Origin of the sequence: Actinomadura monticuli, from assembly GCF_041463655.1 — a bacterium.
Taxonomy (GTDB): domain Bacteria; phylum Actinomycetota; class Actinomycetes; order Streptosporangiales; family Streptosporangiaceae; genus Spirillospora; species Spirillospora monticuli.
Window position 1 is genome coordinate 227,118 of record NZ_JAXCEI010000004.1, and the last position, 14,862, is coordinate 241,979.

9 protein-coding genes are annotated in these 14,862 nt (G+C 73.0%); 4 read left to right on the forward strand and 5 right to left on the reverse strand.

The features are described 5' to 3' along the window. The first annotated feature begins 75 nt into the window (after positions 1–75). Entirely contained in the window at positions 76–1,068 is a 993-nt protein-coding gene (locus SM611_RS10220; protein WP_371949023.1) for an amino acid ABC transporter permease, read from the forward strand. 154 nt (positions 1,069–1,222) lie between these two features. After that, positions 1,223–3,253, forward strand: coding sequence for a S9 family peptidase (locus tag SM611_RS10225; protein ID WP_371949024.1), 2,031 nt, complete (start codon positions 1,223–1,225; stop codon positions 3,251–3,253). Between the two features lie 72 nt (positions 3,254–3,325). Here SM611_RS10225 and rny read toward each other — a convergent pair whose 3' ends face one another. The 3 genes from rny to recA form a co-directional block, all read right to left on the reverse strand. Further along, positions 3,326–4,897, reverse strand: a complete 1,572-nt coding sequence (gene rny / locus SM611_RS10230) for a ribonuclease Y (RefSeq protein WP_371949026.1) — start codon at positions 4,895–4,897, stop codon at positions 3,326–3,328. 547 nt (positions 4,898–5,444) lie between these two features. After that, complete coding sequence (gene recX, locus SM611_RS10235) at positions 5,445–5,990, reverse strand: recombination regulator RecX (RefSeq protein ID WP_371949028.1); 546 nt, start codon at positions 5,988–5,990, stop codon at positions 5,445–5,447. Between the two features lie 218 nt (positions 5,991–6,208). Continuing rightward, on the reverse strand, positions 6,209–7,327 hold the full coding sequence (recA, locus tag SM611_RS10240) for a recombinase RecA (protein ID WP_371949030.1): 1,119 nt from the start codon (positions 7,325–7,327) through the stop codon (positions 6,209–6,211). 244 nt (positions 7,328–7,571) lie between these two features. Here recA and SM611_RS10245 point away from each other — a divergent pair, with 244 nt between their 5' ends. Beyond that, positions 7,572–8,441 (forward strand): ATP-grasp domain-containing protein, encoded by an 870-nt coding sequence (locus SM611_RS10245; protein ID WP_371949032.1) that lies wholly within the window; start codon positions 7,572–7,574, stop codon positions 8,439–8,441. Between the two features lie 18 nt (positions 8,442–8,459). Here SM611_RS10245 and SM611_RS10250 read toward each other — a convergent pair whose 3' ends face one another. Together SM611_RS10250 and SM611_RS10255 are read right to left on the reverse strand one after the other, a co-directional pair. After that, positions 8,460–8,654: a DUF3046 domain-containing protein gene (locus tag SM611_RS10250; protein WP_371949034.1), complete on the reverse strand. Its 195-nt coding sequence runs from the start codon at positions 8,652–8,654 to the stop codon at positions 8,460–8,462. A 10-nt stretch (positions 8,655–8,664) separates the two neighbouring features. After that, positions 8,665–9,945, reverse strand: a complete 1,281-nt coding sequence (locus tag SM611_RS10255) for an alpha/beta hydrolase fold domain-containing protein (RefSeq protein WP_371949035.1) — start codon at positions 9,943–9,945, stop codon at positions 8,665–8,667. Between the two features lie 119 nt (positions 9,946–10,064). Here SM611_RS10255 and SM611_RS10260 point away from each other — a divergent pair, with 119 nt between their 5' ends. Then, positions 10,065–14,843 carry an Lhr family helicase gene (locus SM611_RS10260; RefSeq protein WP_371949036.1) on the forward strand — a complete coding sequence of 1,593 codons (4,779 nt, stop codon included), beginning with the start codon at positions 10,065–10,067 and terminating at the stop codon, positions 14,841–14,843. Positions 14,844–14,862: the final 19 nt, after the last annotated feature.

The window sequence follows — 14,862 nt, forward strand, 5'->3', positions numbered from 1 at the left end:
GACCGCAGCGGAGCGAGGACCGTCGGCCACCGACTGCGGGGGCCTGGGGGCCGCCCCCCAGAAGGGCAGGGCTAGGTGAGCAAGGAAGCGACCGTACTCTTCGACATCCCCGGGCCGCGGGCGCAGGCGCGGAACAGGATGCTCGGCGCCGGCGTGACGGTGGCGCTCATGGCCCTCCTCGCGGCGCTGATCTGGCGGCTGGCCGACAAGGGGCAGTTCGCCGAGAACCTGTGGACGCCGTTCACCAAGTGGACGGTCTGGCGGCACTTGATCATCCCCGGCCTGCTGAACACGCTGAAGGCCGCCGCGGTCGCGACGGTCCTGGCGCTGCTGTTCGGCGTCGTGTTCGGCCTGGCCAGGCTCTCCGAGCACTGGTGGATCAGGCTGCCCGCCGGGGCCGTCGTGGAGTTCTTCCGCGGCATCCCGCTGCTGATCCTGATCTTCCTGGCGTTCTTCGTGCCGAACAAGATCAGCCCGGCGATCGCCGAGTCGCAGTTCGGCCAGCTGCAGCGCGTGTCGGTGGACTACTTCTTCTCGATCTTCGGGGTGGAGAGCAACGCCGGCGTGGTCACCGTGCCCGCGTTCGCCGCCGTCGTGTTCGGCCTCACCATGTACAACGGCGCCGTGCTCGCGGAGATCGTCCGGGCCGGCGTGCTGTCGGTGCCGAAGGGGCAGTCGGAGGCCGCCTACTCGATCGGGCTGCGCAAGAACGGCGTCATGCGGCTCGTCCTGCTGCCGCAGGCCATCACCGTGATGATGCCCGCGATCGTCAGCCAGATCGTCGTCCTGCTGAAGGACACCGCGCTCGGGTTCATCATCGCCTACCCCGAGTTGCTGTCCGCGGGCTTCCGCCAGGTCCCCGCCAACTACAGCAACAACGTCCTGCAGGCCGGCATCATCGTCGCGATCATCTACATCGCGATCAACATGTCGGTGAGCCGGGTGGCGACGTGGCTGGAGGCGCGCAGCCGCCGCAGCCGCAAGACGGAGGCCAAGACGATGGGCACGGGCGGGGCGCCTCCCGTGGCCGGGGTCGGGGTCACGCAGCAGGCCGTCCCGTCGACCTGATCTCCTGGACGCGCGCTTCGGGGGCGCCCGCCGGTTCCGGCGGGCGCCCCCGTCCTGTTACCGGTGAGTCCGCTGGTCGCCGCCTTGTATCTTTCCGAAGTCAAAGCGTCCGTCATGGCCCCAACCGATCCCCGTATGCGGGACGATTCCTGTTATGACCGCTCGTGCGACCCTCCCCTACGGCTCCTGGCCCTCTCCCATCTCCGCGGCCGACGTCGCCCGCGCCCGGCTGCGCCTCAGTTTTCCCACCGTCGCGGGCGACGACGTGTGGTGGCAGGAGACCCGGCCCGAGGAGGACGGTCGGACCACGGTCGTCCATCTCAACGGCGGTCGCCGCACGGAGCTGCTCCAGGCGCCCTGGGACGCCCGTACCCGCGTCCACGAGTACGGGGGGCGGTCGTACCTGCCGGTCCGCCACGGCGAGGGCTGGTCGATCGTGTTCTCCAACTACGACGACCAGCGGCTGCACCGGCTCGACGAGGGCGACCCCAAGCCCTACCCGCTGACGCCCGAGCCCGCCGTCCCGGCCGGGCTGCGCTTCGCCGACTACGTCCTGTCCCCGGACGGGACGGAGGTCTGGTGCGTCTGTGAGGGCCACATCGCCGCGCCGCCGCCCGCGCCCGCCGAGGGCGAGGGGGGCGAGCCGGCCCCGGCGGAGGAGCCCGCCACCACGGGCATCCGGCGCGCCATCGTCGCCGTCCCGCTGGACGGGCGCGCCGCCGAGGACGCCGGCGCCATCCGCGAGCTGGTCAGCGGTGCGCAGTTCTACGCGAGCCCCGCCCCCTCGCCCGGCGGCGGGCACCTGGCGTGGGTGCAGTGGAACCACCCGCGCATGCCCTGGGACGGCACCGAGGTGCGCGTGGCGGCCATCGAGGACGGCCGCACGGTCGCGCCCCGGACCGTCAAGGGCGGGCTCAAGGAGTCCGCGCTGTCGCCGCTGTGGCGCGACGACGCGTCCCTGTACGTCATCTCCGACTGGCCCGGCTGGTGGAACATCTACCAGGTCGGCCTGCACGGCGAGTCCCCGCAGGCCCTCTACCCGGCCGAGGAGGAGTTCACCGGCCCGCTGTGGCAGCTCGGCGGCATGCCGTACGCGCTGCTCGGCGACGGGCGCCTCGCCGTCCTGCACGGCGAGGGCGACATGCGGCTCGGCGTCTACGACCCGGAGACGCTCGACCTCGTCGACCTGGAGGTCCCCTACGAGCACTGGGCGACGCAGCTGTCCGCGGACGGGACGACGATCGTCGGCATCGGCGGCGGCCCCGACCTGCCGCCCTCGGTCGTCCGCGTCGACACCACCACCGGGCGGGTCGAGGGGCTGCGCCGCGAACTGGCCGAGCTGCCGGACGTCGCGTACCTGTCCAAGCCTCGCGCCGAGCGCCTGGAAGGGCCGTTCGGACGTCCCGTCCACGCTTACGTGTTCCCGCCCACCAACCCGGAGGCGACCGCCCCCGAAGGCGAACTGCCGCCGTACGTCGTGTTCGTGCACGGCGGCCCCACCGGGCGGGTTTCCAAGGTGCTCGACCTGGAACGGGCCTACTTCACCAGCCGCGGCATCGGCGTCATCGACGTCAACTACGGCGGATCCGCCGGCTACGGCCGCGCCTACCGGGAACGGCTGCGCCGCCAGTGGGGCGTGGTCGACGTGGAGGACGCCATAGCCGCGGCCCAGGCGCTCGTGGACGGCGGCATAGCCGACCCTGCGCGGCTCGCCATCCGGGGCGGTTCCGCGGGCGGCTGGACGACGCTCGCCGCGATCACCCAGACCGACGTGTTCAAAGCCGCGACGTCCTACTTCGGCATCAGCGACCTGCAGAGCTTCGCCGAGGCCACCCACGACTTCGAGTCGCACTACCTGTTCGGCCTCATCGGCCCGCTGCCCGGCTTCGAGCGCGCCTACGAGGAGCGCTCACCGCTCGGCCACGCGGACAAGACCGCCTGCCCCGTCCTGCTGCTGCAGGGCTTGAGCGACCCGATCGTCCCGCCCGACCAGTCCGAGCGCTTCGCCATGGAACTGGCCGCCAAGAAGATGCCCTACGCCTACCTCACGTTCGAGGGCGAGTCGCACGGGTTCCGGAAGGCCGCCACGGTCCTCCGCTGCCTGGAGGCGGAACTCGCCTTCTACGGCCAGACCCTCGGCTTCGAGCCCCGCGGCGTGGAACCCATCAACCTCACCGTCGGCTGACCCGCCGCCCGTCCGCCCACCGGCGGACGGGCCCGGCCCGGGGCCGGCTCCCGCTCCGGCTCCGGCTCCGGCTCAGCGGGCGAACTCGATGGCGCGGGACTCCCGCACCACGGTCACGCGGATCTGGCCCGGGTAGGTCAGCTCGTCCTCGACCTGCTTGGCGATGTCGCGGGCGATGACCTGCGCCTGGATGTCGTCGACCGAGTCGGGCTTGACCATCACGCGGATCTCCCGCCCGGCCTGCATCGCGAAGACCTTCTCCACGCCCTCGTGCTTCTCCCGCGCGATCTGCTCCAGCCGCTCCAGCCGCTTGACGTACGCCTCCAGCGACTCCCTGCGCGCACCCGGCCGGCTGCCGCTCACGGCGTCCGCCGCCTGCGTCAGCACCGCCTCGACCGTCCGGACCTCGACCTCGTTGTGGTGGGCCTCGATGGCGTGGACGACGTCCTCGTGCTCTCCGTAGCGGCGCGCGATCTCGGCGCCGATCAGCGCGTGGCTGCCCTCCACCTCGTGGGTGAGCGCCTTGCCGATGTCGTGCAGCAGTGTGCACCGCTTGGCGACCTCGACGGGTAGCCGCAGCTCGCCCGCCATGACGCCCGCGATGTGCGCGGACTCGATCAGATGCTTCAGCACGTTCTGCCCGTAGGACGTCCGGTACCGCAGCTGGCCGAGCAGCGCGATCAGCTCCGGGTGCATGTCGGCGATGCCGACCTCGACCAGGGCGTCCTCGCCGGCCCGGACGCACAGCTGCTCCACGTCGCTCTTGCTGCGCTCGTAGATCTCCTCGATGCGCTGCGGGTGGATGCGCCCGTCCAGGACGAGCTTCTCCAGCGTCAGCCGCCCGACCTCCCGCCGCACCGGGTCGAAGCAGCTCAGCAGCACCGCCTCGGGCGTGTCGTCGATGATCAGGTTGACGCCCGTCGTCGTTTCGAACGCCCGGATGTTGCGGCCTTCGCGGCCGATGATGCGGCCCTTCATCTCGTCGCTCGGCAGATGCAGCACCGACACGACCGACTCGGCCGTCTGCTCGCTCGCGACCCGCTGGATCGCCAGCGTCACGATCTTGCGGGCGCGCTTCTCGCCCTCCGCCCGCGCCGTGTTCTCGATCTCCCGCACGATCGGGATGGACTCCCGCTTGGCCTGGTTCTCGATCGCCGCGACCAGCTCGCTCCTGGCCTGCTCGGCGGTGAGCCCCGCCACCCCCTCCAGCACCTTGCGCCGCTCCTCGGCGACGCCCGCCAGCTCCTCCTTGCGGGCGTCGAGGGCCCGCCTGGCCTCGGTGAGCCGCTCCTGCCACTCCTCCAGGCGGCGCATTTCGGCGTCCAGTCTCTGCTCGCGCTCGGCGAGCCGGGCCTCCCGGCGCTCCAGATCCTCCCGGATGGTCCGCAGGTCGTCGCGGAGGGCCCGGCCCTCCTCCTCGATCTCGGCGCGCGCCTGCGTGGCGGCCCGCTGCGTCTCCCGCTCGGCCCGCTCCAGGAGTCCCTCGGCGTCCTCCCTGGCCTTCGCCCTGACCTCGTCGGCCTCGCTCTGCGCCCGGGCGATCTCCGCCGCGGCTCTGCCGGGCACGCCGGGACGCCACAGGACGACGACGATGAGAGCGACCAGGGTCACCAGCAGCGCTGCACCCAGCAGGACGCTCTCCATGAGGCAGATCCTTCCTCGCCGCGGGCCCGTCCGGACTTCGGGGCCCTGCCTAGCGAGGATTTACTCGCGCGCGGATGCACGACATCGCGGGACCGCGCACGCTGCGCCCCCGGCGACTCGGCCGAATCCGGTCGACGAACCTGCCCTGTCCGCCTCTCAGCTGCTGGAACGTGCTCGGTCGTATGGCAATCCGCGAGACGCGGAGTAACTCCTCACTACCGTTACGGTAAGCGGCATAGAGGTAATGAGCAAGCAAACGGAGGGCATTCCGGACTAACCGAACGTCAACGTGAGTCCTTCCTTACCGCCCCTCCTGACCCTCCGCACCCCCTCCCACCAGCACCGCAAGGCTCCGGTCAGACCCGCCCCGGCCGCACCTCCCACGACCCCTACTCCCCTGCCCCCGGCGTGTCGTCTCACGACCTAACCGACCGCCCCGTGCGGCCGTCCGCGGCCCGGCCGTCCACGGCCCGGCCGTCCGCCTCACCGGCCCCCGCTCCCGGTGCACGCTCCGCTGCCATCCGAAGGCGACCGGGTGGAGGGCGGGTCAGTCGAAAGGGTCGTCGGGGGCGAGGTCCAGGTCGGCGCCCTCTTCGTCAAGGGCTTCCTTGACCACGCGGTAGGCGAGGCCGGGCGGGTAGCCCTTGCGGGCGAGCATGCCGACCAGGCGGCGCATGCGTTTGGCGGGGTCGGCGCCCCGGGTCGCCGGGAGCTTGCGGCGGACCAGGGCGCGGGCGGTCTCCTCCTCCTGGGCGGGATCCAGCGAGTCGACGGCCTCGTCGATGGTGTCGCCGGCCACGCCGCGGCGGCGGAGCTCGGCGGCCAGGGCGCGTCTGGCCAGGCCGCGGCCGGTGTGGCGGGACCGGACCCACGCCTGCGCGAACGCCTCGTCGTCGATGAGGCCGACGTCGGTGAAGCGGCCGAGGACGCGTTCGGCGACGTCGTCCGGGATGCCTTTGCGGTGCAGCGCGTCGGCCAGCTGGGCCCGGGTGCGCGGCGAGGCGGACAGCATGCGCAGGCAGATCTCGCGGGCCCTGGACTCGGGGTCCGCGTCGGCGGGCTCCTTGCGCGGGCCCCGCGACGCCACGCTCACCCGCCCCCGCCGCGTGCCGCGCACCCCGGAACGTCGCGCGGTGTGATCGCGGAGGCGTCCGGGGACTCCGGCGGGCGGGCGGCGTCCGTGGGAGCGGCGGCGCCATCGGGGAAGGTCCGTACACCGATCGTGCGGTGCCGGGTAAGGCGCCGCCGCCCTGCATAGGAGATCATCGCTTACTCTTCGTCAGGAAGTCACCCATATCAGGGGATTCCCGGTCAGGAATCACCCACCTTGGCGGCCTTCGCCCCCCTTTTCGTGGAGACGGGCTTGGGGGCGCTGGTGAGCGGCGGCGGAGGCGCGTCGGCGTCCGGGGCGGCGGGCTCGGCCTCCTTGTCGACCTTCGGGCCGATGCCCAGCTTCTCCTTGATCTTCTTCTCGATGCCGTCCGCCATGTCGGGGTTGGCCTTGAGGAAGTTGCGGGCGTTCTCCTTGCCCTGGCCGAGCTGGTCGCCGTCGTAGGTGTACCAGGCCCCGGACTTGCGGACGAAGCCGTGCTCCACGCCGAGGTCGATCAGGCCGCCCTCGCGGCTGATGCCCTGGCCGTAGAGCAGGTCGAAGTCGGCGACGCGGAACGGCGGAGCCATCTTGTTCTTGACGACCTTGACGCGGACGCGGTTGCCGACCGCCTCGGTGCCGTCCTTCAGGGTCTCGATGCGGCGGACGTCGAGGCGGACGGAGGCGTAGAACTTCAGCGCCCGGCCGCCGGTGGTCGTCTCCGGGGAGCCGAACATGACGCCGACCTTCTCGCGGAGCTGGTTGATGAAGATGGCGGTGGTCTTGGTCTGGTTGATGGCGCCGGTCAGCTTGCGCAGGGCCTGCGACATGAGGCGGGCCTGGAGGCCGACGTGGCTGTCGCCCATCTCGCCCTCGATCTCGGCGCGGGGGACGAGCGCGGCGACGGAGTCGATGACGACGACGTCGATCGCGCCGGAGCGGATCAGCATGTCGGTGATCTCCAGGGCCTGCTCGCCGGTGTCGGGCTGGGAGACCAGCAGGGCGTCGATGTCGACGCCGAGCTTGGCGGCGTACTCGGGGTCGAGCGCGTGCTCGGCGTCGACGAACGCGGCGATGCCGCCCTTCTTCTGCACGCTCGCCACGGCGTGCAGCGCGATGGAGGTCTTGCCGGAGCCCTCGGGGCCGTACACCTCGACGACGCGGCCGCGCGGCAGGCCGCCGATGCCGAGCGCGATGTCGAGGGAGATCGCGCCGGTGGGGATCACCTCGACGGGGGCGCGCGCCTCCTCGCCCATCCGCATGACCGACCCCTTGCCGAACTGCCGCTCGATCTGGGCGAGTGCGGTCTCGAGAGCCTTCTCCCGGTCGTTCGCTGCCATTGAGATGTCCTTCTCGTCGTGACTGTCGGCTCTCGGCCGCTGCTGGCGATGTCGAGGGCGACGTTACGGCGGGCCACCGACACTTTCGAGCCGCCGGCGCGATTGTGGATGACGCCGCGTGCCGGGGACCAGCCTACCGAACATCCGTTCGATCATCGTCCGGTATGGCGATTTGGGCGGGAATCTCCGTGCGTTCCATGGTCTGAACCCCGTACGCTGGCGCCGTCCACGGAGGGTTCCAATCATGACGCTGACCGTCCTCTTCTGCGTCGATCCGCTCCACCCCCGGCGCGTTGACCCCCATTTCTCCCGCGAGGCCGCGGCCGTACGGGACCATTACGGCGAGATCGCCCTCATCGACCACGACGCGCTGCGACGCGGGGACGTCGAGGACGCGGTCGAGGCGGTTCCCCCCGGCCTTGGGCCCGTCTGGTATCGCGGCTGGATGCTGTCGGCGGACGAGTATGCCGCGATGGCCGCCGCCCTGAAGGAGCGCGGGACGATCCTGCTGACGCACCCGGACGACTATAGGCGCGCGCACGAGCTGCCGGGCTGGCACGAGACGTTCGCCGGGCTCACCCCGCACAGCGTGTGGCGCCCGCTCGGCACCGGTCAGGATCCGGGCGACCTCGGCGAGCTGGCCGAGCTGGTCCGGCCGCTGCGCGGCGGCCCCGCCGTGGTCAAGGACTACGTGAAGTCGTGCAAGCACGAGTGGGAGGAGGCGTGCTTCGTCCCGGACGTGAAGAACGTCGCGCAGCTGCACGACATCGCCTCCAAGATGGTCGCGCTACGGGACGACCATCTGGCGGGAGGTCTCGTGGTCCGCGAGTTCGAGGAGTACGACGGCGGCGGCGAGGCGCGCGTGTGGTGGGTGGACGGCGAACCCGCGCTGGTGGGGCCGCACCCGGACAGTCCCGGGCTGGACCCCGATCCCGACCTGGACGCCGTGGCTCCGGCCGTCCGCGCCCTGGGCTGCCGCTTCATCACCACCGACCTGGCCCTGCGCACGGACGGCGCCTGGCGCGTCGTGGAGGTCGGTGACGGCCAGGTCAGCGATCTGCCGTCGTCCGTGGACGCGATGGACCTCTACGCGCATCTGCCCGTTCCGGACTGACCGCGCCGGGGCCGGGCTCTACCGGAGGGTCGAGGGGACGTCGAACGTGGCGACGACCGCCTGCCAGACCTTCTTGGCGGGCACGCCCTCGGTGAGGGCCTGCTCGATGGTGCGTCCGCCCAGTTCCGCCATGACGTAGTCCTTGGCCACGCTCTGGGCATAGCTCTCGCCGAACTGCTGGTTCATCCGATCCCAGAACACTGTGAGCCGCACGTCCTCCACGCTATCCGACGGAGGGTTCCTCCAAGGACTGCTCGATCTCGCCGGGGACGGCGGGTCCGGCGCCTTGGCGGTACTGGCGGTGCAGGCCCGTCAGGTAGCGCTCGACGCCTTCGATGACGCGGGCCGTCCGGTAGGAGGGGAAGACGTCGAACCCGTGCTGGGCGCCCTTCATCTCGGCGTAGACGACCGGCGCCCTGGAGACGTCACGGAGCCGCTCGACGAACCGCCTGGCCTCCGCCACGGGGATGAGCGAGTCGCGGCTTCCGTGGATGACGAAGAAGGGCGGCGCGTCCTCGCTGATGTAGGTGACCGGGGACGCCTTGGCGTACACCTCCCGGTTCTCTGCGAAGGGCTTCTTGACCACCATCTTCTCCAGGATGCGGGTGGCTCCCATGGGAACCGGCCAGGGCCCCGCGTCGATGAAGTTGTAGACCCCGTAGAAGGGGACGGCGCCCTGCACGGTGGTGTCGGCGTCCTCGAAACCGGGCTGGAAGCCGGGCTCGTTGGCGGTCAGCGCCACCATCGCGGCGAGGTGCCCGCCGGCCGATCCGCCCGTCACGCAGAGGAAGTCGGGGTCGGCCCCGTACTCCTCGGCGTGCTCCTTGTACCAGGCGACGAAGTGCTTGAGGTCGACCAGGTGCTCGGGCCATGTCGCGCGTGGGCTGAGCCGGTAGTTGACGTTGAAGCCGACCCATCCCTGAAGGGCCATGTGGTTGAGCAGCGGCAGGCCCTGCTCGCGCTTGTCCCCGATGACCCACGCACCACCGTGAATCTGCATGAGCCCGGGGCGCGGCCCGCCGTCAGGCTCGCCGTCACCGGCGGGACGGTAGACGTCCAGTTTCAGGCGGAGCCGCCCCTCCTCCCGGTAGACGACGTTCCGCTCGACGCGCACGCCTTTGCGCGGGATCAGGCAGAGCTGCGGGACGATCAGGTGCGCCAGCGGGTAGCGGGGAGCGCCCTCCGGGTCCAGGTCGAGGGGCGCGCCGCTGTCCCGCAGGGTGACGACCGTGCGGCGGGACGCGACGATGGTGGCCGCGATGCCGGCCATGGCGGCGAGCGCCAGGCCGAGGCCCGTCCAGCCGGGCCAGCCGTCCAGTCCCCCGAAGGCGGCCGCGAGGGCGGTGGCGGCGGCCCAGGTGACGAGCACGTGCGGCGCCATCTCGATCGTCAGCCAGCCGAGGAAGAAGCTCGGCGCGAGGAGGACGGCGCTGCGCCGGGGTGCGTGCGCGTTGGCGGCGGCCAGCGCGAACAGGATCCCGAGCGCGAGGAGGACGTAGGGCATCGAAACTCCCGTGGGGGTGAGTGTCCTACCGGTAGACCATGCCCGTACAAGTGCTTGCTTACAACGTGACGCACGCCACAGTGGAGCATTCTGTCGTACCCGCGAGGCAGGATGGCGCCATGGGCGATGACGTGCTCGAACGCTTCTCCCCGGCGACCCGCGCCTGGTTCGCCGGGGCGTTCGCCGCGCCCACCCCGGCCCAGGCGGGGGCGTGGGAGTCGATCGCGGGCGGCGACAACACCCTCGTCGTGGCGCCGACGGGGTCCGGCAAGACCCTCGCCGCGTTCCTGTGGTCCCTCGACCGGCTCGCCCACGAACCCGTCCCCGACGAGCCGCTGCGGCGCTGCCGCGTCCTGTACGTATCGCCGCTGAAGGCCCTCGCGGTCGACGTCGAGCGCAACCTGCGCGCCCCGCTGACCGGCATCCGGCAGGCGGCGCGGCGCCTCGGCCTGCCCGAGCCGGGCGTCCGCGTCGGGATGCGGTCGGGCGACACCCCGGCCGACGAGCGTCGCCGGCTCGCCGTCAAGCCGCCGGACATCCTGATCACGACGCCCGAGTCGCTGTTCCTGATCCTCACCTCGCGGGCGCGCGAGTCGCTGCGCGGCGTCGAGACCGTCATCGTGGACGAGGTGCACGCGGTGGCGGGCACCAAGCGCGGCGCGCACCTGGCGCTGTCCCTCGAACGCCTCGACGCCCTCCTCGAACGGCCCGCGCAGCGGATCGGCCTGTCGGCGACCGTCCGCCCCACCGGGGAGGTGGCGGCGTTCCTCGGCGGGACGCGGCCCGCCGCGGTCGTCCAGCCCCGGTCCGACAAGGTCTTCGACCTCGACATCGTCGTCCCCGTGGAGGACATGGGCGAGGTCGGCCAGTTCGTGGACGACTCCGGTGCGGCCGACCCCCGCCAGCGCAGCATCTGGCCCCATGTCGAAGACCGCCTGCTCGACCTCATCCAGGCGCACCGGTCGACGCTGGTGTTCGCGAACTCGCGGCGGCTGGCCGAGCGGCTCTGCGGACGGCTGAACGAACTCGCCTACGAGCGGGCCACGGGCGAGCCCCTGCCCGAAGACCACTCCCCCGCCGCCATGATGGCGCAGGCGGGCGCGGCCAGGGGCGCGCCCGTGGAGATCGCCAGAGCGCACCACGGCTCGGTCTCCAAGGAGGAGCGGGCCGGCATCGAGAACGCCCTGAAGGAGGGCCGGCTCCCGGCGGTCGTGGCGACGTCCAGCCTGGAGCTGGGCATCGACATGGGCGCCGTCGACCTGGTCGTCCAGGTGGAGTCGCCGCCGTCGGTGGCCAACGGGCTCCAGCGGGTCGGGCGCGCGGGCCACCAGGTCGGGGCCGTGTCCAAGGGCGTGATCTTCCCCAAGTACCGCGGCGACCTCGTCCAGACGACGGTGGTGGCCGAGCGCATGCGCGGCGGCGAGATCGAGGAGCTGCGCTACCCGCGCAACCCCCTGGACGTCCTCGCGCAGCAGATCGTCGCGATGGTCTCCATGGACGAATGGACGGTCGACGACCTCGAATCGCTCGCCAGGCGCGCCGCCCCCTACGCGACCCTCCCGCGCACGGCGCTGGAGGCGACCCTCGACATGCTCGCCGGCCGCTACCCCAGCGACGAGTTCGGCGAACTCCGTCCCCGCCTCGTGTGGGACCGCGTCACCGGCGTCCTGCGCGACCGCCCCGGCGCGCAGCGCCTCGCCGTGACGAGCGGCGGCACGATCCCCGACCGCGGCCTGTTCGGCGTGTTCCTCGTCGGCGAGAAGTCCTCGCGCGTGGGCGAGCTGGACGAGGAGATGGTCTACGAGTCGCGCGTCGGCGACGTGTTCGTCCTGGGCGCCAGCTCGTGGCGCATCGAGGACATCACGCCCGACCGCGTCCTCGTCTCCCCCGCCCCCGGCCAGCCCGGCAAGCTGCCGTTCTGGCACGGCGACACCCTCGGGCGCCCGGCCGAGCTGGGCCGCGCGCTCGGCTCGTTCACCCGCGAGCTGGCCGGCCTGCCCGCCGAGGAGGCCCGGAGCCGCGTCTCCGCCGCCGGGCTGGACGCGTGGGCGTCCGCGAACCTCGTCTCCTACGTGACCGAGCAGCGGGAGGCCACCGGGCACGTGCCCGACGACCGCACGATGGTCGTCGAGCGCTTCCGCGACGAACTCGGCGACTGGCGGATGGTCGTCCACTCCCCGCTGGGCGCGCGCGTGCACGCGCCCTGGGCGCTCGCCATGGCGGGCCGCCTGCGCGAGCGGTACGACGTCGACGCGCAGGCCATGCACGCCGACGACGGCATCGTCATCCGCATCCCGGACATGGACGAGCCGCCCGGCCTCGACCTCGCCGTCTTCGACGCCGACGACATCGAGCGCGTCGTCGTGGACGAGCTGGGCGGCTCGGCGCTGTTCGCCGCCCGGTTCCGCGAGTGCGCCGCCCGCTCGCTGCTGCTCCCCCGCCGCCGTCCGGACAAGCGCATGCCGCTCTGGCAGCAGCGCCAGCGCGCCGCGCAGCTCCTCGCCGTCGCGAGCAAGTACCCGTCGTTCCCGATCGTGCTGGAGACCATGCGCGAGTGCCTGCAGGACGTGTTCGACGTCCCCGGCCTCGTGCAGCTGATGCGCGACCTGTCGGGCCGCAAGGTCCGCATGGTCGAGGTGGAGACGCCCGAGCCGTCGCCCTACGCGCGCTCGCTGCTGTTCCACTACGTCGGCGCGTTCATGTACGAGGGCGACTCCCCGCTGGCCGAACGCCGCGCCCAGGCGCTCGCGCTCGACTCGGCGCTGCTCGCGGAGCTGCTCGGCCAGGCCGACCTGCGCGAGCTGCTCGACCCCGACGCCGTCGCCGAGACCGAGCGCGAGCTGCAGCGCCTGGCGGCCGACCGCCGCGCCCGCGACCTGGAGGGCGTCGCCGACCTCCTCCGCACGCTGGGGCCCCTCACCACGGCGGAGGCCGCCGAACGCACCCTCCTCCCGGCCGCCGCCGTCGCCGCCGTCGACGTCAGCGCCTACGGCGTCCGGCCCGGCGACCCGTCCCCCGACGGCGAGGACGGCCGGCCGGGCGCCGATGACGGCGGTGCCTCCCCGGCCGATGGGGGACAGCCGGCACGGGACGACGCCGAAGGCGGCCATGGCGAGGCGCTGGCCGGTCCGGGCGCCGCCGGGCGCGCGGAACGGCCCGCCGCCACGGCCGTGGCTCAGGTGGCGCGGTGGCTGGTGGAGCTGGAGGGGACGCGGCGCGCGATCAGGGTCAGGGTCGCGGGCGAGGAGCGCTGGGCCGCGATCGAGGACGCCGGGCGCCTGCGCGACGCGCTCGGGGCGCCGCTGCCGGTGGGCGTCCCGGAGGCGTTCCTCGAACCGGTGGACGACCCGCTCGGCGACCTGGTCTCCCGGTACGCGCGCACGCACGGGCCGTTCCGGGCGGGCGATGCCGCCGCGCGGTTCGGGCTGGGCGTCGCCGTGGTCGTCGAGACGCTGCGGCGGCTGGCCGGCGCGGGCCGGGTGGTCGAGGGCGAGTTCCTGCCCGTCGAGGCCGTCGCGGGCCCGCTCACGACCGAATGGTGCGACACCGGGGTGCTGCGCATGCTGCGGCGCCGGAGCCTGGCGCGGCTCCGCGCCGAGGTGGAGCCGTCCCCGCCGGAGTCGCTCGGCCGCTTCCTGCCGGTCTGGCACGGCATCTCGGGCGGGTCGCGGCTGCGGGGCGTCGACGCGCTCGTCCAGGCGATCGAGCAGCTGCAGGGCGCGGCCGTCCCCGCGTCGGCGCTGGAGTCGCTGGTCCTGCCGTCCCGGGTGGCCGGCTACACCCCGGCCATGCTGGACGAGCTGACGTCGGCGGGCGAGGTCGTGTGGGCGGGCCAGGGCGGCCTGCCCGGCGGCGACGGCTGGGTGGCGCTCTACCTGGCCGACACCGCGCCGCTCCTCATGCCGGAGCCCGCGGAGATCACGCTCACGCCGGTGCACCGGGCCGTCCTGGACGCGCTGGGCGACGGCGGCGCCCACTTCTTCCGCACGCTGTCCGACCGGGTCAACAGGGACGTCACCGCGAACGACGCCGACCTCGTCACCGCCCTGTGGGACCTCGTGTGGTCCGGGCGCCTCACCAACGACACGATGGCCCCGCTGCGGGCCGCGCTGGGGTCCGGCCGCCCCGCCCACCGTTCCAGGACGACGCGGCGCGGGCGGCCCGTCCTGCCGTCCCGGACGGGCCCGCCCACGGTCGCCGGACGCTGGTGGCCGCTCCCGCAACGGGAGACCGCGGCGACGCTGCGCTCGCACGCCCTCGCCGAGGCGCTCCTGGAGCGGTACGGCATCGTCATCCGCGGAGCCGTCGCGGCCGAGCGCACCCCCGGCGGGTTCTCGGCCGTCTACCCGGTGCTGCGCGCGTTCGAGGAGACGGGCCGGTGCCGCCGGGGCTACTTCGTGGAGGGCCTGGGCGCGGCCCAGTTCGCCCTGCCCGGCGCCGTCGACCGGCTCCGCGCCCTCCGCCCCGCGGCCGCCGCCCCGGACGACATCTCCGCGCTCTGGGAGACGCCCCGCAAGCCCGACGTCCGCGCCCTGGTCCTGGCCGCCGCCGACCCCGCCAACCCGTACGGGGCCGCGCTGCCCTGGCCGGGACGCGACGACGAGGTCGCCAGCGGCCACAAGCCCGGCCGCAAGGCGGGCGCGCTGGTGGCGCTGGTCGAGGGCCGCCTCGTCCTCTACGTCGAACGCGGCGGGCGGACGCTCCTCACCTGGGACGACAACCCCGACGTCCTGCGACCGGCGGTGGACGCGCTCGCCCTGGCCGTCCGCGAGGGCGCGCTCGGCAAGCTGACCGTCGAACGCGCCGACGGCGAGGCGATCAACGACTCCCCGCTGGCCGCCGCGCTGGAGTCGGCGGGCTTCCACCCGACCCCCCGCGGCCTCCGCCTCCGCTCCTGACCCGCCCGGGTGGGGTGGG

Excerpts from the sequence above, each read along its gene's own strand:
- SM611_RS10225 (WP_371949024.1), top strand. The coding sequence starts at position 1,223 with ATGACCGCTCGTGCGACCCTCCCCTACGGCTCCTGGCCCTCTCCCATC.
- rny (WP_371949026.1), bottom strand. The coding sequence starts at position 4,897 with ATGGAGAGCGTCCTGCTGGGTGCAGCGCTGCTGGTGACCCTGGTCGCT.
- recA (WP_371949030.1), bottom strand. The coding sequence starts at position 7,327 with ATGGCAGCGAACGACCGGGAGAAGGCTCTCGAGACCGCACTCGCCCAG.
- SM611_RS10245 (WP_371949032.1), top strand. The coding sequence starts at position 7,572 with ATGACGCTGACCGTCCTCTTCTGCGTCGATCCGCTCCACCCCCGGCGC.
- SM611_RS10255 (WP_371949035.1), bottom strand. The coding sequence starts at position 9,945 with ATGCCCTACGTCCTCCTCGCGCTCGGGATCCTGTTCGCGCTGGCCGCC.
- SM611_RS10260 (WP_371949036.1), top strand. The coding sequence starts at position 10,065 with ATGGGCGATGACGTGCTCGAACGCTTCTCCCCGGCGACCCGCGCCTGG.